This window comes from Pseudomonas sp. JY-Q (genome assembly GCF_001655295.1).
GTDB classification, from domain to species: Bacteria; Pseudomonadota; Gammaproteobacteria; order Pseudomonadales; family Pseudomonadaceae; genus Aquipseudomonas; species Aquipseudomonas alloputida.
The window spans coordinates 5,206,533-5,230,747 of sequence record NZ_CP011525.1; the positions used below are offsets into that span (position 1 = coordinate 5,206,533).

The 24,215-nt window shown below is 66.4% G+C and carries 1 protein-coding gene; it reads left to right on the forward strand.

Annotation, left to right across the window (positions count from 1 at the left end):
• The first annotated feature begins 107 nt into the window (after positions 1-107).
• Positions 108-24,188: a BapA/Bap/LapF family large adhesin gene (locus AA098_RS23420; RefSeq protein ID WP_064615034.1), complete on the forward strand. Its 24,081-nt coding sequence runs from the start codon at positions 108-110 to the stop codon at positions 24,186-24,188.
• Positions 24,189-24,215 lie beyond the last annotated feature (27 nt).

The following is a 24,215-nucleotide window of genomic DNA, read 5'->3' on the forward strand; positions in this document are numbered from 1 at the left end:
CGACTGCCTGGTCGAGGCTGTGCGTAAGACCCCTGAAAGGGCTCTGTTACGTCGGTTGTGGCCCGAACACTCGGGCCGGGGGATCCGGATATCAGCAGGGAGCATCCATGGACAACATCGTCGTCGCCGATAAGCAATCCGAAGTCGCCACTCAGAGCGCCTGGGGCAATATCAATCTCAAAGCACCAAGCGTCGTGCAGGTACCGGTTTCTCCAGACAAAGTGGCCACGGTCACCCAGCGCGGGCAGGACCTGATCATCACCCTGAAGTCAGGCGAAAAGGTCACCATCGGTAACTTCTTCGCCGTAGACCAGGCCGGGGTCGGCAGCGATATGGTCTTCGTCGGCGACGATGGCACCCTGTGGCATGCCCAGTACGATGCAGCAGCGTTCACCGGCTTCACTTTTGAAGACGTGGCCTCGTTGGACGAACTGGTCGCGGGTATTGGCACCGCCGGTAGCGCCATGCCAACGTGGGCGATAGCCGGGCTCAGCCTGCTCGGCGTGGGCGGCGCAGCGGCGGCGGCGAACAACGGCGGCGGCAGCAGCAGCAGCGGCGGTTCCGACCCCGACACCAGCGCACCGGCCACGCCGATCGACCTGCTGGTTTCGCCGGATGGCTTGCGTCTGACCGGCCGTGGCGAAGCAGGCACCACGGTGAACATCCGCGACGCCGCCGGCAACCTGATCGGCAGCGGCACAGTGGGTGCCGACGGCAGTTTCAACGTGACGCTGAATGCGCCGCAGATCAACAGCGAAAACCTTGATGTCACCCTGACCGACGCCGCCGGCAATGTCTCGGCGCCTGGCACTGTCACTGCGCCGGACGCAACTGCACCACTGGCGCCGACCGACCTGGCTATCAATGAGCAAGGTAACACCCTCACCGGTCGTGCCGAGCCCGGCTCGACGGTTTCCGTGCGAGGCGCAGGTGGCGTATTGCTGGGCACTGCGGTGGCCGGTGCGGACGGCCAGTTCAGCATCACTCTGCAACCGCCACAAATCGACGGCCAGGCCCTGGAGATCAGCGCCGCAGACGCGGCTGGAAATATCTCGCCAGTTGCTAGCATCACGGCGCCGGACGTCGACAACCCAGATACCACAGCCCCTGAACAACCGACTGACCTGGCCTTGGCCGATGGCGTCACTTTCACCGGACGCGGTGAGCCCGGTGCCACCGTGCAGGTGCGCGATGCTGCCGGCAACCTGATTGGCACCGGTGTCGTCGGTGCCGACGGCCTGTTCAGCCTCACCCTGTCGCCTGCCCAGGCCAATGGTGAAGCACTCGACGTGCGTCTGGTGGATGCCGCCGGCAACAGTTCGATACCGCTGGAGTTCACAGCCCCGGATATCACACCGCCCGAGGCGGTCACCGACATTCTGGTCGGCCCAGGTGGCACGGCCCTGAGCGGTCGCGGCGAACCGGGTGCCACTGTCGAAGTGCGCGATGCCAATGGCACCGTGATCGGCACGGGTGTGGTGGGTGCCAACGGCACCTTCCTGATCGACCTCGCCCCAGCCGCACAGCCGGGCGAGCAGTTGAGCCTGGTGCAGACCGACCCAAGCGGCAATGCTTCGGTGGCTACCGAGTACGACGTACCACTGACCACCGCGCCCGACAGCCCGAGCAATCTGGCCATCAATGCTGATGGCACCACCCTCACCGGTACCGCACCTGCCGGCACCCGTGTGGAAGTGCATGACGCCAACGGCACGCTGATTGGCAGTGCCATTGCCAACGCCGATGGCAGCTTCAGCATCGAACTGAATCCCGCACAAGCCAACGGCGAACTGCTGGACGTGGTCGCCATCGATGACGGCGGCGTTTCCTCGCTGCCCGCACAGATCACCGCCCCCGACATCACCGCCCCTGCCACCCCAACCGAACTGGCGGTCAGCGCGGACGGCAGCGTTATCACCGGCCGTGCCGAGCCGGGCAGCACCGTGCGCATCGTGGCTGCCGACGGCACCGAACTGGGCACTGCCGTGGTCAGCCCGACCGGCGTGTTCAGCCTCAACCTCAACCCGCCACAAGTTGACGGCGAAGTGCTGCAAGCCACGGCGACCGATGCCGCTGGCAATACTTCCGTTGCCAGCTCGGTCACCGCCCCAGACATCGATGGCGGCGACACCACCCCACCTGAAGCCCCGACCAATCTGGTGATCGGCTTTGCCGGCAGCCAGCTCAGTGGTCGAGGCGAAGTGGGCACCACCGTCCAGGTGCGTGACGCGGCCGGCAACATCCTCGCGACCGGCACCGTCGCTGCAGATGGCACCTTCGTCATCGCCCTGGACCCTGCCGTGAACGACGGCAGCACCTTGCAAGTCACCCTCACCGACGCCGCCGGCAACGTATCCCAGCCGGGCTCGGTCACTTCGGCCGACTTGCTGCCGCCAGCACAACCGACTGACCTGGCCCTGACCGATGGTGTCACCTTCACCGGTCGAGGTGAGCCCGGTGCTACCGTCCAGGTACGCGATGCAGCCGGCAACCTGATTGGCACCGGTGTCGTCGGGGCCGACGGCCTGTTCAGCATTGCCCTGTCGCCTGCCCAGGCCAACGGCGAAGCCCTGGACATCCGCCAGGTGGATGCCGCCGGCAACAGTTCGATACCGCTGGAGTTCACAACCCCCGACATCACACCGCCCGATGCGGTCACCGACATCCTGGTCGGCCCAGGTGGCACGGCCCTGAGCGGTCGTGGCGAGCCGGGGGCCACTGTGGACGTGCGTGATGCCAATGGCACCGTGATCGGCACGGGTGTGGTCGGTGCCAACGGCACCTTCCTGATCGACCTCGCCCCAGCCGCGCAGCCGGGCGAGCAGTTGAGCCTGGTGCAGACCGACCCAAGCGGCAATGCTTCGGTGGCTACCGAGTACGACGTACCACTGACCACCGCGCCCGACAGCCCGAGCAATCTGGCCATCAATGCTGATGGCACCACCCTCACCGGTACCGCGCCGGCCGGCACCCGTGTGGAAGTGCATGACGCCAACGGCACGCTGATTGGCACTGTGGTGGCTGGCCCCGACGGCAGCTTCACCGTCACCCTCGACCCGGCCCAGGCCAACGGCGAACTGCTGGACGTGGTCGCCATTGATGACGGCGGCGTTTCCTCGCTGCCCGCACAGATCACCGCCCCCGACATCACCGCCCCTGCCACCCCAACCGAACTGGCGGTCAGCGCGGACGGCAGCGTTATCACCGGCCGTGCCGAGCCGGGCAGCACCGTGCGCATCGTGGCTGCCGACGGCACCGAACTGGGCACTGCCGTGGTCAGCCCGACCGGCGTGTTCAGCCTCAACCTCAATCCGCCACAAGTTGACGGCGAAGTGCTGCAGGCCACCGCGACCGATGCCGCTGGCAACACATCGCCAAGCAGCGCAGTCACCGCACCGGATATCGACGGGATCGATACCACGCCACCCGCAGCCCCGACTGACTTGGTGATCGGTCTTGCCGGCAGCCAGCTCAGCGGTCGAGGCGAAGCCGGCTCTACCGTGCAGGTACGTGACGCGGCAGGCAACATCCTCGCGACTGGCACCGTCGCTGCAGATGGCACCTTCGTCATCGCCCTGGACCCTGCCGTGAACGACGGCAGCACCTTACAAGTCACCCTCACCGACGCCGCCGGCAACGTATCCCAACCGGGCTCGGTCACCTCGGCCGACTTGCTGCCGCCCGCACAACCGACTGACCTGGCCCTGGCCGATGGCGTCACCTTCACTGGTCGCGGCGAGCCCGGTGCTACCGTGCAGGTGCGCGATGCCGGCGGTACTGTCATCGGTACTGGTGTCGTCGGTGCCGACGGCCTGTTCAGCCTCACCCTGTCGCCTGCCCAGACCAATGGCGAAGCACTCGACGTGCGTCTGGTGGATGCCGGCGGCAACAGCTCTGCCCCATTGCAATTCGATGCGCCGGACATCACACCACCTGAGGCAGTAACCAATATTACAGTTGGTGCTGACGGCCTGGCCCTGAGCGGTCGCGGCGAACCAGGTGCCACTGTGGAAGTGCGTGATGCCAATGGCACCGTGATCGGCACGGGTGTGGTCGGTGCCAACGGCACCTTCCTGATCAACCTCGCCCCAGCCGCACAGCCGGGCGAGCAGTTGAGCCTGGTGCAGACCGACCCAAGCGGTAATGCTTCGGTGGCTACCGAGTACGACGTACCACTGACCACCGCGCCCGACAGCCCGAGCAATCTGGCCATCAATGCTGATGGCACCACCCTCACCGGTACCGCGCCGGCCGGCAGCCGTGTGGAAGTGCATGATGCCAACGGCACGTTGATTGGCAGTGCCATTGCCAGCGCCGATGGCAGCTTCAGCATCGAACTGAATCCCGCACAAGCCAACGGCGAACTGCTGGACGTGGTGGCCATCGATGACGGCGGCATTTCCTCGCTGCCCGCCCAAATCACCGCGCCCGACATCACCGCCCCTGCCGCACCGACCGAACTGGCCGTGAGCGCGGACGGCAGCGTTATCACCGGCCGTGCCGAACCGGGCAGCACCGTGCGCATCGTGGCTGCCGACGGCACCGAACTGGGCACTGCCGTGGTCGGCCCGACCGGCGTGTTCAGCCTCAACCTCAACCCGCCACAAGTTGACGGCGAAGTGCTGCAAGCCACCGCGACCGATGCCGCTGGCAACACTTCCGTTACCAGCTCGGTCACCGCACCGGACATCGATGGCGGCGATACCACCCCGCCTGAAGCACCGACCAATCTGGTGATCGGCGTTGCCGGCAGCCAACTCAGTGGTCGAGGCGAAGCCGGCTCCACCGTGCAGATACGTGACGCGGCAGGCAACATCCTCGCGACTGGCACCGTCGCTGCAGATGGCACCTTCGTCATCGCCCTGGACCCTGCCGTGAACGATGGCAGCACCTTACAAGTCACCCTCACCGACGCCGCCGGCAACGTATCCCAACCGGGCTCGGTCACTTCGGCCGACTTGCTGCCGCCCGCGCAACCGACTGACCTGGCCCTGGCCAATGGCGTCACCTTCACCGGTCGCGGCGAGCCCGGTGCCACCGTGCAAGTGCGCGATGCCGGCGGTGCTGTCATCGGTACTGGTGTCGTCGGTGCCGACGGCCTGTTCAGCCTCACCCTGTCGCCTGCCCAGGCCAATGGTGAAGCACTCGACGTGCGTCTGGTGGATGCCGCCGGCAACAGTTCGATACCGCTGGAGTTCACAGCCCCGGATATCACACCGCCCGAGGCGGTCACCGACATCCTGGTCGGCCCAGGTGGCACGGCCCTGAGCGGTCGCGGCGAACCGGGTGCCACTGTCGAAGTGCGCGATGCCAATGGCACCGTGATCGGCACGGGTATGGTGGGTGCCAACGGCACCTTCCTGATCGACCTTGCCCCAGCCGCACAGCCGGGCGAGCAGTTGAGCCTGGTGCAGACCGACTCAAGCGGCAATGCTTCGGTGGCTACCGAGTACGACGTACCACTGACCACCGCGCCCGATAGCCCGAGCAATCTGGCCATCAATGCTGATGGCACCACCCTCACCGGTACCGCACCTGCTGGCACCCGTGTGGAAGTGCATGACGCCAACGGCACGCTGATTGGCAGTGTGGTGGCTGGCCCCGACGGCAGCTTCACCGTAACCCTCGACCCGGCCCAGTCCAATGGCGAACTGCTGGACGTGGTCGCCATCGATGACGGCGGCCTTTCCTCGCTGCCTACCCAGATCACCGCACCGGATATCACCGCCCCTGCCGCCCCAACCGAACTGGCGGTCAGCGCGGACGGCAGCGTTATCACCGGCCGCGCCGAGCCGGGCAGCACCGTGCGCATCGTGGCTGCCGACGGCACCGAACTGGGCACTGCCGTGGTCGGCCCGACCGGCGTGTTCAGCCTCAACCTCAATCCGCCACAAGTTGACGGCGAAGTGCTGCAGGCCACCGCAACCGATGCGGCTGGCAACACTTCCGTTGCCAACTCGGTCACCGCGCCGGACATTGATGGCGGCGATACCACCCCGCCTGAAGCACCGACCAATCTGGTGATCGGCGTTGCCGGCAGCCAACTCAGCGGTCGAGGCGAAGCCGGCTCCACCGTGCAGATACGTGACGCGGCAGGCAACATCCTCGCGACTGGCACCGTCGCTGCAGATGGCACCTTCGTCATCGCCCTGGACCCTGCCGTGAACGATGGCAGCACCTTACAAGTCACCCTCACCGACGCCGCCGGCAACGTATCCCAACCGGGCTCGGTCACCTCGGCTGACGTGCTGCCGCCCGCACAACCGACTGACCTGGCCCTGGCCGATGGCGTCACCTTCACCGGTCGCGGCGAGCCCGGCGCTACCGTGCAAGTGCGCGATGCTGCCGGCAACCTGATTGGCACCGGTGTCGTCGGTGCCGATGGCCTGTTCAGCCTCACCCTGTCACCTGCCCAGGCCAACGGCGAAGCCCTCGACGTACGCTTGGTGGATGCTGACGGCAACGCCTCTGCGCCGCTGCAATTCGATGCGCCGGACATCACCCCACCTGAGGCAGTAACCAATATTACAGTTGGTGCTGACGGCCTGGCCCTGAGCGGTCGCGGCGAACCAGGTGCCACTGTGGAAGTGCGTGATGCCAATGGCACTGTGATCGGCACGGGTGTCGTGGGTGCCAACGGCACCTTCCTGATTGACCTGAATCCGGCCGCTCAGCCAGGCGAGCAGTTGAGCCTGGTGCAGACCGACCCAAGCGGTAATGCTTCGGTGGCTACCGAGTACGACGTACCACTGACCACCGCGCCCGACAGCCCGAGCAATCTGGCCATCGATGCTGATGGCACCACCCTCACCGGTACCGCGCCGGCTGGCAGCCGTGTGGAGGTGCATGACGCCAACGGCACGCTGATTGGCACTGTGGTGGCGGGCCCCGACGGCAGCTTCACCGTCACCCTCGACCCGCCACAGGCCAACGGCGAACTGCTGGACGTGGTGGCCATCGATGACGGCGGCATTTCCTCGCTGCCCGCACAGATCACCGCGCCCGACATCACCGCCCCTGCCGCACCGACCGAACTGGCCGTGAGCGCGGACGGCAGCGTGATCACCGGCCGTGCCGAACCGGGTAGCACCGTACGTGTCCTGGCTGCCGACGGCACCGAACTGGGCACTGCCGTGGTCGGCCCGACCGGCGTGTTCAGCCTCAACCTAAACCCGCCACAAGTTGACGGCGAAGTGCTACAGGCCACCGCGACCGATGCCGCTGGCAACACATCGCCAAGCAGCGCAGTCACCGCACCGGATATCGACGGGATCGACACCACGCCACCCGCAGCCCCGACTGACTTGGTGATCGGTCTTGCCGGTAGCCAGTTCAGCGGTCGAGGCGAAGCCGGCTCTACCGTGCAGGTACGTGACGCGGCAGGCAACATCCTCGCGACTGGCACCGTCGCTGCAGATGGCACCTTCGCCATCGCCCTGGACCCTGCCGTGAACGACGGCAGCACCTTGCAAGTCACCCTCACCGACGCCGCTGGCAACGTATCCCAACCGGGCTCGGTCACCTCGGCTGACGTGCTGCCGCCCGCACAACCGACTGACCTGGCCCTGGCCGATGGCGTCACCTTCACCGGTCGCGGTGAGCCTGGTGCCACCGTGCAGGTGCGCGATGCTGCCGGCAACCTGATTGGCACCGGCGTCGTCGGTGCCGACGGCCTGTTCAGCCTCACCCTGTCGCCTGCCCAGACAAATGGTGAAGCACTCGACGTGCGTCTGGTGGATGCCGCCGACAACAGTTCGATACCGCTGGAGTTCACAGCCCCGGATATCACACCGCCCGAGGCGGTCACCGACATTCTGGTCGGCCCAGGTGGCACGGCCCTGAGCGGTCGCGGCGAACCGGGTGCCACTGTGGAAGTGCGTGATGCCAATGGCACTGTGATCGGCACGGGTGTGGTCGGTGCCAACGGCACCTTCCTGATCGACCTGAATCCGGCCGCACAGCCGGGCGAGCAGTTGAGCCTGGTGCAGACCGACCCAAGCGGCAATGCTTCGGTGGCTACCGAGTACGACGTACCACTGACCACCGCGCCCGACAGCCCGAGCAATCTGGCCATCGATGCTGATGGCACCACCCTCGCCGGTACCGCGCCGGCCGGCACCCGTGTGGAGGTGCATGACGCCAACGGCACGCTGATTGGCAGTGCCATTGCCAACGCCGATGGCAGCTTCAGCATCGAACTGAATCCCGCACAAGCCAACGGCGAACTGCTGGACGTGGTGGCCATCGATGACGGCGGCGTTTCCTCGCTGCCCGCACAGATCACCGCGCCCGACATCACCGCCCCTGCCGCCCCAACCGAACTGGCGGTCAGCGCGGACGGCAGCGTTATCACCGGCCGCGCCGAGCCGGGCAGCACCGTGCGCATCGTGGCTGCCGACGGCACCGAACTGGGCACTGCCGTGGTCGGCCCGACCGGCGTGTTCAGCCTCAACCTCAACCCGCCACAAGTTGACGGCGAAGTGCTGCAGGCCACGGCGACCGATGCCGCTGGCAACACTTCCGTTACCAGCTCGGTCACCGCACCGGACATTGATGGCGGCGACACAACGCCACCGGAGACCCCGACCAACTTGGTGATCAGTGCTGCCGGCAGCCAACTCAGCGGTCGTGGCGAAGCCGGTACCAGCGTTCAGGTACGCGATGACGCAGGCACCGTAGTTGCCACGGGCACGGTCAATCCGGATGGTACCTTCGCGATCACCTTGAACCCGGCCATCACCGATGGCAGTACGCTGCAAGTCACCCTCACCGACGCCGCCGGCAACGTATCCCAACCGGGCTCGGTCACCTCGGCCGACTTGCTGCCGCCCGCGCAACCGACTGACCTGGCCTTGGCCGATGGCGTCACCTTCACCGGTCGCGGTGAGCCTGGCGCTACCGTGCAAGTGCGCGATGCTGCCGGCAACCTGATTAGCACCGGTGTCGTCGGTGCCGACGGCCTGTTCAGCCTCACCCTGTCGCCTGCCCAGACAAATGGTGAAGCACTCGACGTGCGTCTGGTGGATGCCGCCGACAACAGTTCGATACCGCTGGAGTTCACAGCCCCGGATATCACACCGCCCGAGGCGGTCACCGACATTCTGGTCGGCCCAGGTGGCACGGCCCTGAGCGGTCGCGGCGAGCCAGGTGCCACTGTGGAAGTGCGCGATGCCAATGGCACCGTGATCGGCACGGGTGTGGTGGGTGCCAACGGCACCTTCCTGATCGACCTCGCCCCAGCCGCACAGCCAGGCGAGCAGTTGAGCCTGGTGCAGACCGACCCAAGCGGCAACGCTTCCTCGGCACTGCAATTCGAAGTCCCGGTCACCACTGCGCCTGCCAGCCCCAGCGACCTGGTATTCGCCGAAGACGGCAGCAGCATCAGCGGTACCGCACCTGCCGGCACCCGTGTGGAAGTGCATGACGCCAACGGCACGCTGATTGGCAGTGTGGTGGCGGGCCCCGACGGCAGCTTCACCGTCACCCTCGACCCGCCACAGGCCAACGGCGAACTGCTGGACGTGGTGGCCATTGATGACGGCGGCGTTTCCTCGCTGCCCGCACAAATCACCGCGCCCGACATCACCGCCCCTGCCGCCCCAACCGAACTGGCGGTCAGCGCGGACGGCAGCGTTATCACCGGCCGTGCCGAACCGGGCAGCACCGTGCGCATCGTGGCTGCCGACGGCACCGAACTGGGCACTGCCGTGGTCGGCCCGACCGGCGTGTTCAGCCTCAACCTCAATCCGCCACAAGTTGACGGCGAAGTGCTGCAGGCCACCGCAACCGATGCGGCTGGCAACACTTCCGTTGCCAACTCGGTCACCGCGCCGGACATTGATGGCGGCGATACCACCCCGCCTGAAGCACCGACCAATCTGGTGATCGGCCTTGCCGGCAGCCAACTCAGTGGTCGAGGCGAAGCCGGCTCTACCGTGCAGGTGCGTGACGCGGCCGGCAACATCCTCGCGACCGGCACCGTCGCTGCAGATGGCACCTTCACCGTCACCCTGGACCCTGCCGTGAACGACGGCAGCACCTTGCAAGTCACCCTCACCGACGCCGCCGGCAACGTATCACAGCCGGGCTCGGTCACTTCGGCCGACTTGCTGCCGCCCGCGCAACCGACTGACCTGGCCCTGGCCAATGGCGTCACCTTCACCGGTCGCGGCGAGCCCGGTGCTACCGTGCAGGTGCGCGATGCCGGCGGTACTGTCATCGGTACTGGTGTCGTCGGTGCCGACGGCCTGTTCAGCCTCACCCTGTCGCCTGCCCAGACCAATGGCGAAGCACTCGACGTGCGTCTGGTGGATGCCGGCGGCAACAGCTCTGCCCCATTGCAATTCGATGCGCCGGATATCACACCACCTGAGGCAGTAACCAATATTACAGTTGGTGCTGACGGCCTGGCCCTGAGCGGTCGCGGCGAACCGGGTGCCACTGTGGAAGTGCGCGATGCCAATGGCACCGTGATCGGCACGGGTGTTGTCGGTGCCAACGGCACCTTCCTGATCGACCTCGCCCCGGCCGCACAGCCAGGCAAGCAGTTGAGCCTGGTGCAGACCGACCCAAGCGGCAACGCTTCCTCGGCACTGCAATTCGAAGTCCCGGTCACCACTGCGCCTGCCAGCCCCAGCGACCTGGTATTCGCCGAAGACGGCAGCAGCATCAGCGGTACCGCACCTGCCGGCACCCGTGTGGAAGTGCATGACGCCAACGGCACGCTGATTGGCAGTGTGGTGGCGGGCCCCGACGGCAGCTTCACCGTTACCCTCGACCCGGCCCAGGCCAACGGCGAACTGCTGGACGTGGTCGCCATTGATGACAGCGGCGTTTCCTCGCTGCCCGCCCAAATCACCGCACCGGATATCACCGCCCCTGCCGCACCGACCGAACTGGTGATCAATGCCGACGGCAGCGTGGTCACCGGCCGTGCCGAACCGGGCAGCACCGTACGCGTGCTGGCCGCCGACGGCACCACTGTGCTGGGTAGCGTGGTAGTTGGCGCTACCGGCAGCTTCAGCATCACCCTCGACCCGCCACAGGTAGACGGCGAAGTGCTGCAAGTGACGGCCACCGATGCGGCAGGCAACGCCTCCACCGCCAGTAACCTTACCGCGCCGGACATCGATGGCGGCGACACAACGCCACCGCAGACCCCGACCAACCTGGTGATCAGTGCTGCCGGCAGCCAACTCAGCGGTCGTGGCGAAGCCGGTACCAGCGTTCAGGTGCGCGATGACGCAGGCACCGTAGTTGCCACGGGCACAGTCAATCCCGATGGTACCTTCGCCATCACCTTGAACCCGGCCATCACCGATGGCAGTACCCTGCAAGTGACCCTGACCGACACTGCCGGCAATGTCTCGCAACCCGGTTCGGTCGCCGCGCCAGACCTGCTGGCCCCAGCGCAGCCAACCGAGCTGGCCTTGGTTGATGGCGTGACCTTTACCGGCCGCGGCGAGCCCGGTGCCACCGTACAGGTGCGCAATGCCAGCGGCAGCCTGATCGGCACTGGCTTGGTCAACGAAGACGGCACCTTCAGCGTCACGCTGTTCCCCGCCCAGGCCAATGGTGAGGCCCTGGACATTCGCGTGGTAGACGCCGCCGGCAACAGTTCAACGCCGCTGGCGTTCACTGCACCGGACGTCACGCCGCCAGCTGCCGTCAGCAACGTCGTGGTGGGCGCCGATGGCCTGGTGCTCAGTGGCCGTGGCGAGGCCGGTGCTACCGTACAGGTACGTGATGCCAACGGCTCTGTCATAGGCACCGCCACAATCGGCGCCAACGGAACCTTCTTGGTCGACCTCACCCCAGCCGCGCAACCGGGCGAGCAATTGAGCCTGGTGCAGACCGATGCGAGCGGCAACGCCTCTGAAGCCCTGCAATATGAAGTCCCGGCAACCACGACCCCAGCCAGCCCAAGCGACCTGGTGGTGGCTGCGAACGGCACCAGCATCACTGGTACAGCCCCGACGGGTAGCCGTGTGGAAGTACACGATGCCAACGGCACACTGGTCGGCAGTGTGGTGGTAGGTGCCGGTGGCACCTTCACCGTCATCCTCAACCCGGCCCAGGCCAACGGCGAACTGCTGGACGTGGTGGCCATCGATGGCACCGGCGCTTCGTCCCTGCCGGTGCAAATCGCTGCGCCAGACATCACCCCGCCGGTCACCCCGAGCGAGCTGGCGATCAGTGCCAACGGCAGCGAGGTCACCGGCCGCGCCGAAGTGGGCAGCACCGTGCGTGTGCTGGCCGCCGATGGCACCACCGTGCTGGGTAGTGTGGTGGTCGACGCCACTGGCAGTTTCAGCATCACCCTCGACCCGCCGCAGGTGAGTGGAGAGGTACTACAAGTCACCGCCACCGACGCCGCCGGCAACACCTCCACGGCCGGCGACATCACCGCGCCGGACATCGACGGTGGCGACACCACACCACCGGATGCCGCAACCAACTTGGTAGTCGGCCTGGCCGGCGCCCAGCTCAATGGCCGCGGCGAAGCCGGGGCCAGCGTGCAGGTGCGCGATGCCCAGGGCAATGTACTGGCCAACGGCTCGGTCAACCCGGACGGCACCTTCCAGATCACCCTTGACCCACCGGTGAAAGATGGCAGCAACCTGCAAGTGGTGCTGACCGATGCCAGCGGCAATGCTTCTGCCCCGGCGTCGGTGGTTACCCCGGACTTGCAGGCCCCGGCCCAACCGACCGGCGTGGCCTTGGCCGACGGCGTGACCCTGAGCGGCAACGGCGAGCCAGGCGCGACCGTGCAGGTACGCGATGCCTTGGGCAACTTGCTCGGCACTGGCCTGGTCACTGAAACCGGCAGTTTCAGCATCACCCTGTCGCCGGCCCAGGCCAATGGCGAAATTCTCGACATCCGTCTGATCGATGCTGCCGGCAATGTCTCTTCACCCCTGCAGTTCGAGGCCCCGGACATCACCGTGCCTGCCGTAGTCAGCAACATTGTCGTCGGCGCCGACGGCCTGACCTTGGGCGGTCGCGGCGAAGCCGGTGCTACCGTCGAGGTGCGCGATGCCAATGGCACGCTGATCGGTACCGGCACAGTGACCGCGAACGGTACTTTCCTGATCGACCTCGATCCGGCTGCACTGCCGGGTGAACGCCTGAGCCTGGTACAGACCGACCCGAGCGGCAACGCCTCTGAAGCGCTGACCTACGACGTGCCACTGGTGGTCACCCCGACCAGCCCGAGCGAACTGGTCGTCGCCGCCGATGGCAGCAGCATCAGCGGTTCTGCTCCTGCTGGTAGCCGCGTGGAAGTGCATGATGCCAACGGCACGCTGGTCGGTAGCATCGTGGTGGGTGCCGAGGGCACCTTCACCGTGGTGCTCACACCGGCCCAGGCCAATGGCGAATTACTGGACGTGGTGGCGATCGACAACAACGGCACCTCGTCGTTGCCGGTGCAGGTCGCCGCACCAGACATCACCGCGCCTGTGGCGCCAAGCGATCTGGCAATCAGTGGCGACGGTACCGTTGTCAGCGGCCGCGCCGAAGCAGGCAGCACCGTCCGTGTGCTGGCCGCCGATGGCACCACTGTACTGGGCAGTGTCGTGGTGGGGGCCAGCGGTGCCTTCAGCATCGGCCTCACCCCGCCACAAGTGGCAGGCGAGCAATTGCAGGTGACGGCCACCGATGTCGCAGGCAACGCCTCCACGGCCGGCAGCGTCACCGCACCGATCGTGGACAACGGCGGCGACACCACACCGCCGGAGCCCGCTACCGAGCTGGCCATCAGTAACGATGGCCGCACAGTCTCCGGGCGCGGCGAAGCGGGCGCCACCGTGGAGGTGCGCAACGATCAGGGGCAGGTGCTGGTGAGCGGCACCGTTCAGCCCGATGGCAGCTTCAATGTGCAACTGCCAACCCCGGTGGTGGATGGCTCGTCCCTGCAAGTGACCCTGACCGATGCCGCCGGCAACGTCTCTACACCTAGCCCGCTGACGGCGCCCGACCAGGTAGCACCGCTGCAACCCACCGACCTGGTGCTGAGTAATGGTGACAGCCTGGTCGGTACTGCAGAAGGGGGCGCACGGATTGAGGTCAAAGATGCCTTGGGCAACCTGATCGGTAGCGTCATTGCCGAGCCGGATGGCAGCTTCAGCCTGACCCTCAACCCGCCCCAGGCCAATGGCGAAACCTTGTCCATCACCGTGACCGATGCGGCAGGCAATACCTCGGTACCGCTGAGTTACGTGGCCCCGGACATTACCGCACCGGCGATCGTCACTGACGTGCTGGCAGGCGATGGCAGCCTGGCCGTGTCTGGCCGTGGTGAGCCTGGTGCCACAGTCGAAGTGCGTGATGCCCAAGGCGCAGTCATCGGTACTGGCACCGTGGCGCCAAATGGCACCTTCGTGATTGACCTGGAGGCACCGCTGGCCGCAGGTGAGAACCTCGTGCTGGTGCAGACCGATGCCGCTGGCAATACCTCGGCAGGGGTCAGCGTGACCGTTGCCGATACACCGCTGCCCGAAAGCCCGAGCGGCGTGGTGGTGGCCGGTGACGGCTCCAGTGTTTCCGGTACCGCACCGGCAGATACGCAGGTGCAAGTGCGTGACGCGCAGGGCAATGTCCTGGGCAGCACCCAGGCCGGCCCGGATGGCAGCTTCACCATCGGCCTGACCCCGGCACAGGCCAACGGGGAAGCACTGGATGTCGTCGCGGTCGACGAAGCTGGCAACAGTTCGCTGCCGACCCAGATCACCGCGCCCGATATCACCCCGCCCAATGAAGCCAGTGAACTGCAACTGAGTGCCGATGGCGGCCTGCTCACCGGTCGCGGCGAACCGGGCACCACCGTGCAGGTCATCAGCGCCGACGGCACTGTGCTGGGCAACGCCCAGGTCGGTGCCGACGGTGTGATCAGCGTGGTCCTGAACCCAGCGCAGACCGACGGCCAGGAACTGGACGTGGTCCTGCGCGACCCCGCTGGCAACACCTCGACCGCCAACATCGTCGCGCCCGATACCGACGGCCCGCTGCAACCCTCCGGGCTGGCTATCGATACCGCTGGCATTCACCTTACCGGCCAGGGTCAAAGCGGCTCCATCGTCACCGTGCGTGACGCCGACGGCAATGTGCTGGGCACTGCCACCGTGGGCGGCGACGGCCGTTTCGACGTCACCCTCAACGCGCCACAGCGCAATGGCGAAAGCCTGACCGTCGAAGCGACCGACAACCTGGGCAATAGCGCAGGGCCGGTGGACTTCACCGCCCCCGACTCTACCCCGCCGCAAGTGGTCACCAACCCGGCCATCGACGGCACCGGTACCACGATCACCGGCAACGGCGAACCGGGCGCCACCGTGACCGTGCGCGGGCCGGATGGCAGCGTGCTGGGCAGCACGGTGGTTGGCGCGGGTGGCGCTTTCGAAATCACCCTCGAAACGCCGCAAACCAACGGCCAGGCACTGACCGTGGAGCAACGCGACGCGGCCGGCAACCTGTCGGCGGCAGTCGACGTGTCGGCACCGGATACCCAGGCACCCGATAGCCCCACCGGTCTGGTCCTGGCTGGCGACGGCAGCAGCCTGAGCGGCAGCGGCGAGCCGGGTGCGCAGGTGACCGTGACCGGCACTGGCGGCACAGTACTGGGCACCGCAACGGTCCAGCCCGATGGCTCCTTCCAGGTGGCCATCGACCCGCCACAGCTCAATGGCCAGACGCTGTCTGTCACTCAGGCGGACAACAGCGGCAACGGCTCGCTCGCTGGCACCGTGACCGCACCTGACTTCGAGGCACCGCTGCCGGCGCAAGGGCTGGGCCTTGATCCTACCGGCACACTGCTCAGCGGGCAGGGCGAGGCAGGCAGCACCGTAGAGGTACGTGATGCCGCAGGCAACCTGCTAGGCACCATCCCGGTGAATGCAGACGGTACGTTCGAAGTGGCACTCTCCCCGGCCCAGACCAACGGTGAAGTGCTGTCGGTGGTGCTGATCGATGGCGGCGGCAATGCCTCGCCGTCGGCCACTTTCACCGCTGACGACAGTACCGCGCCAGCTGCGCCTGCCGGCCTCACGATCACCCCGGGCGGCAGTGCCATCCAGGGTACCGGTGAAGCTGGCGCCACGGTGGAAGTGAAGCTTGCCGACGGCACGTTGGTAGGCACCGTCGTCGTGCCCGCAGGCGGCAGCTTCACGGTCCCACTATCGCCCGCCCAGTTGGACGGCCAGGCCCTGGATGTGACGCTGACCGATGCGGCCGGCAACATTTCGCAGCCCAGCCAGATCCTTGCGCCTGACATCACGCCACCGGCACTACCCACCGACGTTGCAGTCAGCAGCGATGGCACGGCTGTGACCGGTAACGCACCTGGCGCCAGTTCGGTGACCGTGAGCGATGGGGCCGGCAATGTGATCACCGTTGCGGTCAACCCGGATGGCAGTTTCAGCGTGCCGCTGGATACACCGCAGAACAACGGCCAGACCGTAACCGTGGTAGTGACCGACGCAGCCGGCAACGACTCGGCGCCGGTCTCTGTCACCGCTCCGGACACGACCAACCCAGAACCGGCGACCGGGCTTACCGTAAGCCCGGATGGCAGCACGGTCGGCGGCACAGCCGAGCCTGGCAGCACAGTGGAAGTCCGCAACCCGGATGACACCGTGCGCGGCACTGTAACTGCAGGGCCGGACGGCACCTTCGTGATCCCGGTCGCCCCACCGCTGGCATCAGGTGAAACCGTCGATGTGGTGGTGATCGACCCTGCCGGTAACGAATCGCCTGAAATACCACTGGCTGGCCCGACCGGTACCGAAGTGGCCACGCCTTCAGCCCTTGCCATCAGCGCCGACGGTTTCCTGCTGACCGGCCAGGGTACGGTCGGCTCGCTGATTACCGTAACCTCCGGGGGCACCACGCTGGGCAGCGCCACGGTCGGCAGCGACGGTACCTTCCGTGTGTTCCTCCAGAACGCCCAGCTCAACGCCCAGATCTTGCAGGTCAGTGCCAAGGCTACCGTCGATGGCCAGCCTTCGGTGCCGGCCATTATCGTGGCCAATGACACCACGGCACCGGACGCGCCGACGCAGGTAAACCTCAACGCCACCGGCAGTACGCTGACCGGCCAAGGCGAGGTGGGTGCAACTGTGCGCGTGACAGACCTACAAGGCACCTTGCTGGGGACTGCAACCGTCGCGAGCAATGGCCTGTTCAGCGTCAGCTTCTCGCCGGCCGTGGCCAATGGGCAGAACCTGATCGTCACCCAGGCTGATGCTGCAGGTAACGTTTCGCTCGCGGCCACCCTGCAAGCGCCTGACCTGCAGGCACCGCTGGCGGCCACTAACCTCAGCCTCAATAGCGCAGCCACCGTGCTCAGCGGCCAGGGCGAAGCCGGTGCCAGCGTCACCGTGCGCGACGCCAGCGGCGCCATCCTGGCCACCGGCACCGTCAACCAGAGCGGCCAGTTCCAGATCACCCTGCCCAGCGCGCAGGTGACCGGTAGCCCGCTACAGGTCACCCTCAGTGATGCCGCGGGCAATGTGTCCGGCCCGGCCAGCCTGGCCACGCCAGACCACACGCCGCCAGCGGCCATCAGTAACCCGGTGTTGAGCCAGGACGGCCGGCAGCTTTCCGGCAGCGGTGAAGCGGGCGCCACGGTACAGGTACGCAACGCCGCCGGTGCCTTGCTCGGCTCCGCCACGGTGGGCGCTGACGGTCGCTTCACGGTGACATTCGACACGCCGCAAACCAACGGCCAGGTCATCGGCGTGACGCAAGTGGATGCCGCCAGCAACACCTCGCCGGCAATCAATGTGACAACCCCGGACCTGACCCCACCCGCGCCGCTGACCAACGTGGTGCTGAACAACAACGGCCTGACCCTGACCGGCCTGGGCGAAGCCGGTGCCACGGTCACCGTTCACGGCCAGGACGGGACCATCATCGGCACCGGCCTGGTAGCGGCCAATGGCAGCTTTACCCTCACCCTGAACAGCGCCCAGCTCAACGCCCAGCACCTGAGCGTTACGCAGACCGACGCGGGCAACAACACCTCCACCGCCGTGGCGGTCACCGCGCCAGACTTCACCCCGCCTACGGCACCGACAGCACTCGTGCTGTCCGGTAGCGGGCTGCAACTGACCGGTAACGCCGAAGCCGGCAGCACCGTGACCGTGCGCGATGCCAGCGGCAACGTGCTGGGCACAGCGGTAGCCGGCAGCAACGGCACCTTCCAGGTCACCTTGAACAGTGCCCAGACCAATGGCCAGATGCTGCAGGTGACCGCCACCGACGCAGCCGGCAACGTGTCGCCGGCCGCACCTTACACTGCAGCCGACACCACGCCGCCGGCCGCCGTGACCAACCTGGCTGTCTCCGCCAATGGCGCCACCCTGACAGGCGATGGCGAAGCAGGCGCAACCGTGATCGTACGGGCGCCGGACGGTACCGTGCTGGGCAACGCTACAGTGGCCGCCGACGGTCACTTCAGCGTATCCCTGTCGCCGGCAGCGATCACGGGTGAAAGCCTGAGCGTGGTTCAGGCCGATGCCGCACAGAACGTCTCCCCTGCACAGAGCGTGACGGCGCCGGGTGCGCTGGCACCGGCCACACCGGACAACCTGATACTGGCCGCCGACGGCCTGTCAGTGACCGGCACCGCCGAGGCGGGCAGCACAATCAAGGTGTACGGCCCCAACGGCGTATTGCTGGGCAGCAGCCCGGTCGCCAACGACGGCACGTTCACTGTCAATCTCGGCAGTGCGCAGGCCAATGGCGAAGTGCTGCAGGTCAGCGCAACGGGCCCCGATGGCAGCGTATCGCTACCCGCTACCCTGCAGGCACCCGACACCACGGCACCGCAACCACTGACCAACCTGGCGTTGTCCAGCGACGGCCTGGTACTCAGTGGCCGCGGTGAAGCAGGTGCCACCGTTACCGTGATTGGCGAAGGCGGTGTCGACCTGGGCACTGCCGTGGTCGATGCCAATGGCAACTTCAATGTCAACCTGAACAGCGCGCAGATTAACGGCGAACAGCTCAGCGCCAGCCAGTCCGATGTGGCCGGCAACGAGTCCAACAGCGTCAGCCTGACAGCCCCTGACCGCGTCGCGCCGGATGCTGCCGGCAACCTGGCTTTCGCCGGGGGTGGCAGCTTGTTGAACGGTACCGGCGAAGCGGGTGCCGCCGTGCGTGTGCTCGCCGCCGATGGTTCGGTGCTGGGCAGCGCCACGGTGCGCGCCGACGGGACTTTCCAGGTCAGCCTCGCATCGCCCCAGGCCAACGGCCAACAGGTGCAGGTGGTACTGACCGATGCGGCCGGCAACCAGTCTGCTGCCAGCGCCATCACCGCACCCGATACCACACCGCCAACGGCACCCGGCGAACTGGCCGTTTCCGGTGATGGTGTCACCCTCACCGGCCGCGGCGAAGTGGGCGCGCGGGTGACCGTGACCAACCCGGCAGGCGAGGAAATCGGCAGCGCCACCGTCGATGCCAGTGGCCACTTCACCATCACGCTGAGCCCGGCACTGGGCAACGCCGAGCTGCTCAGCTTCACCCAGGCCGATGCGGCCGGCAACGTGTCGGCAGTGGCAATCCTGCAAACCCCCGACTTCACCCCGCCCGACCCGCTCACCCAAGTGGTGATCAACGCCGACGGCAGTGTGGTCAGCGGCCTGGGCGAGGCCGGCGCCACGGTAATCGTCAGTAACGCGGCCGGTACCGTACTGGGCACAGGTATCGTATTGGCTGATGGCAGCTTCAGCGTCGAACTGTCACCCGCACAAATCAACAACCAGACACTGTCGGTACTGCAGGCCGATCCCCCCGGCAACGTCAGCCTGCCGGTCAACGTGCAAGCGCCGGACCTCACGCCGCCAGCGGCAGCAACCGAGCTGCGGCTCAATGCGGCAGGTGACGAGCTGGGGGGTGTCGGCGAAGTGGGCGCCACCGTGCGCGTGTACGTCGGTATCACGCAGGTGGGTACCGGCACAGTGGGCGCCGACGGGACCTTCATCGTCGAGCTGGATGCAGCGCAGCTCGATGGCCAGGTGCTGCAGGTCACCCTGACCGATGCAGCTGGCAACATCTCGCCAATCAGTTCGGTCACGGCGGTGGACACCACACCACCGGCCACCGTGGTCGCCATCATCAACGACAGCGGTACCCAGGTGATCGGTACTGCCGAAGCCGGCACCCGCGTCACGGTGGTCAACAACAACGGCGACCTGCTGGGCCAGGTAACGGTGGAGCCGGACGGCACCTTCGTCCTTGACCTGAACCGCCCGCAAATCAACGGCGAAACGCTGACCATCATCGCTCAGGACGCCACTGGCAACCCGTCGGTACCGCTGGCAGTGACTGCGCCAGACCTGACGCCACCGGTGCAGCCGACCGACCTGCTGCTCAACGCAGCCGGTACGTCGATGACGGGTACGGCCGAAGCCGGCAGCACCATCACGGTGCGTGGCCCGAACAACAACATCGTGGGCACGGTGGAAGTGGGTGAGAACGGCCAGTTCACTGTGCCGATCAGCCCGGCACAGAACAACGGCCAGTTGCTGACGGTGGTGTCCACGGATGATGCTGGCAACGCTTCGGTGGCTGTCCCTTACCAGACCAACGACACCTCGCCACCCGACCTGGTGACCAACCTGGCGATCAACAACACCTTCAACGTGCTGACCGGCAAGGGCGAAGCCAATGCCACGGTTACCGTCAGCCTCGACGGAGACGTGATCGGTACCGGCGTGGTGGATGCCGCTGGCAACTTCCAGATAACGCTGGTGCCGGCGGCGGGCTCGCTCGCAACCCTGGAAGTGACACAGTCCGACGGCATCAATACGTCTGCGGTCGCGACCTACCTCACCCCCTTGATCGCACCACCCGTGCCGCCCACCGACGTGACCTTGGGCAGCGACGGCCTGACCCTGACAGGCAGTGCACCCAGCGGTGTGGGCATTCGCGTGTACGACGCTGCAGGCAACCTGATCGGTACAGGGGTCGCAAGCCTGAACGGCTCCTTCACCCTGACGCTGGACGCAGCCCAGCTCAATGGCGAACACATTTCGGTGACAGCGGTGGCGCTGATAGGCGGCGAATCGCAGCCGACCTTCCTGCAAGCGGCCGACATCACGCCACCGACCAACCCGGTGGTCACCAGCCTGTCTGTCAATGGCCTGGTGCTGACCGGCACGGGTGAAGCCGGTGCCACGGTGACAGTGCGTGATGCCGGCAACAACGTGCTCGGCACGGCGGTGGTGAATGGCGGTGGCGTGTTCACCGTCAACCTGAACGCCGCGCAGCTCAACGGCCAGGTACTGGGCGTGAGCCAGGCTGACACTGCAGGCAATGTGTCCGGCAGCACAAGCTACACCGCCGCAGACCTGCAGCCACCTGCTGCCCCCACCAACGTCGCCATCAACGGCACCGGTACCGTGCTTACCGGTAGCGGTGAGGCGGGCGCTACCATTACCGTCCAAGGCCCGAACGGCCAGGTGGGTACCGGTGTGGTACAAGCCAACGGCACCTTCAGCATTACCTTGACCTCGCCACAGAACGACGGGCAACTGCTGGTGGTACGCCAGGCCGATGCTGCCGGCAACCTGTCCGCCAGCACCAGCCTGACTGCGCCGGACACCACCCCGCCAGCCGCCCCGCTGGCCACCATCAACGCCAACGGCACCTCGGTCAGTGGTGCTGGCCAGGTCGGCAGCACGGTCACCGTGCGCAACAGCGCCGGTACCGTACTGGGTACCGCAACGGTGGGCAGCAACGGCCTGTTCGTGGTCAGCCTGACTGCGGCGCAGATCGACAACCAGGCGCTCAGCGTCACCCTCACCGACAGCGCCGGTAACGTGTCCACGGGCACTGCACTGACCGCACCGGACCTGACCCCGCCTGCGGCTGCCGGCAACCTGCTGTTCAGTGCCGACGGCAGTACCCTCACCGGTACTGGCGAAGTGGGTGCCACCGTCACCGTACTCAGCGCCGGCGGTACCGTGCTGCAGACCGCGACGGTGCAGGCGGACGGCACCTTCACCGTGACCCTGAGCCCTCCTCAGGACAACGGCCAGATCCTTTCGGTGACCCTCAGCGACCCGCGCGGCAACGTGTCGGGCAACGTCAACGTCACTGCACCGGATGTGGATGCCAACGCGCCGGTCATCGCCAGCGACAACCTGGCCACGGCCACGGTCAACCTGGCAGCGGTCAGCGCCACGAAGACCTACACCGACAGCTTCACCACGCTGTTGTCGGGGTTCTCCAAGACCTACACCTGGACGGTGGCAGCAGGCACCACGGCTGACCCTACCCTCACGCTGACCACCAACAGCGTGCTGGCATTGCTCAACAACACCAGCTTCACCCTGCAGGTGAAAGACGCCAGCGGCACCTGGGTGACCATCGCCACCGGTAACACTCAGGGCCTGCTCGACCTGATCGTGTTGCCAATCGGCTTGCAGGTGGACATCGGCGTGCTGCAAGCCGGTGATTACCGACTGACCGTGGGCAGTGGCGGCATCGGCCTGATCACCGAAGTGAGCACCACGCTGGACATCGTCTCCACCAGCCTGACCCAATTCACCGGCACCGGCATTGCCACCTCTGGCAACGTCATTACCGACGTGGGTACCGATGGCGCAGTGGATGCTCGTGGCCCGGACAGCGCCGCCGTGCTGCAAGTGCTCAAAAACGGCAGCTACGTCTCGGCCGGGACCGCCACGACGGTTCAGGGCCAGTACGGCACCCTGGTGATCCGTGCGGACGGCAGCTACACCTACACGCCGAACGGCAGCCCGAACAGTGTCGGCAAGGTGGACGTGTTCAGCTACCAACTGGTGCACCCTAACGGCCTGTCCGATGCCGCCAACCTGTACGTGCGCATCGACAGCCCGCAAGCCACGGAGGTCTGGAGCGACACCAACTACGGTGCACCGGCCACGGTGGTCGACGCAGTCAACGACGTTGGTACCAGCCAGGTCACCCTGGACAACCGCGTGGACTCCAGCAGCAGTACGCTGGGCTCGCTGAACCTGCCAGTGATCGGTACCCGCCAGGCCACCTACACCACCACGGTTGCCGCCAATACCACGGCCGACCTGCAGGTGGTGGTCAACTCCACCAACCTGTTGAGCCTGCTCAACGGCACCACCATCGAGCTGCTCAAGCTCAACCCGGCCACCGGCCAGTACGTGCTGGTGCAGTCGGTGCCAGGTGGTTCGCTGGTCAGCATACTGGGCGGCGGCGCCGGGTATACCTTCGAGAACCAGGGCGCCGGTACCTACCACATACGTGTCACCGCCGGCGGCATCGGCTTGCTCAGCTCCATCACCACCAGCCTGAACACCACTACAACGTACCTGACCGAGTTCGTGGTCAGTGGCGCGACAGCCGCCACCGGCAACCTGCTGGCTGACGACAATGTCGGTTCGGCCTTGACCGTGCTGAGCGTGCTGACAGCGGCCAACACCTACACCATCCCGGGCTACAACGGGGTAAGCGTGGCCGGCACCTACGGCACGTTGCTGGTGCATGCCGACGGCAGCTACACCTACACCCTCAACGCAGGGCTCACCTCGGCGGTGGTGGGCCAGCACGACACCTTCACCTACGAGCTAAGCCACCCGAACGGCACGACCGACACCGCAACCCTCACCATCAACGTGGACAGCGCCGCCGGCCTCACCGCCACCACATCGCTGCTGGCCGATACCGGCGACGAGTCCGCGGCACTCGCCAGCCTGGCAGCGGCCACCGATGTGATCGCCGGCACTGACGGCAACGACCACCTCGATGGCAGCCAGGGTGGCCACATCACCCTGCAGGGTGGTGCGGGTGACGACACACTGGTGGTGGTCGACCAGAACTTCGCCAGCGTCGACGGTGGCTCGGGAACCGACACCCTGCTGTGGGGCGGCGGTGATGCCAGCATTGACCTGGGCAACCTGGCCGGGCGCGTACACGACATCGAAATCCTCGACCTCAACGACACCAGTTCGGTGGCGCTCACCCTCAACCTGGCGGATGTGGTGGCGATCACCGAAACCGGTACCGACACACTGATCATCAAGGGGGACGACAAAGACTCAGTTCACATGACGGACAACTGGACGCTGGTCGGGAACCAAACTGCCGACGGCATCGACTATAACCAGTACACGGCCCAGGAGGATCCAAGCCATCACCTGTGGGTACAGAACGGTATCCATGTGGTTTGAGGCCGCTGTAAACCCGTCGGGTGAATA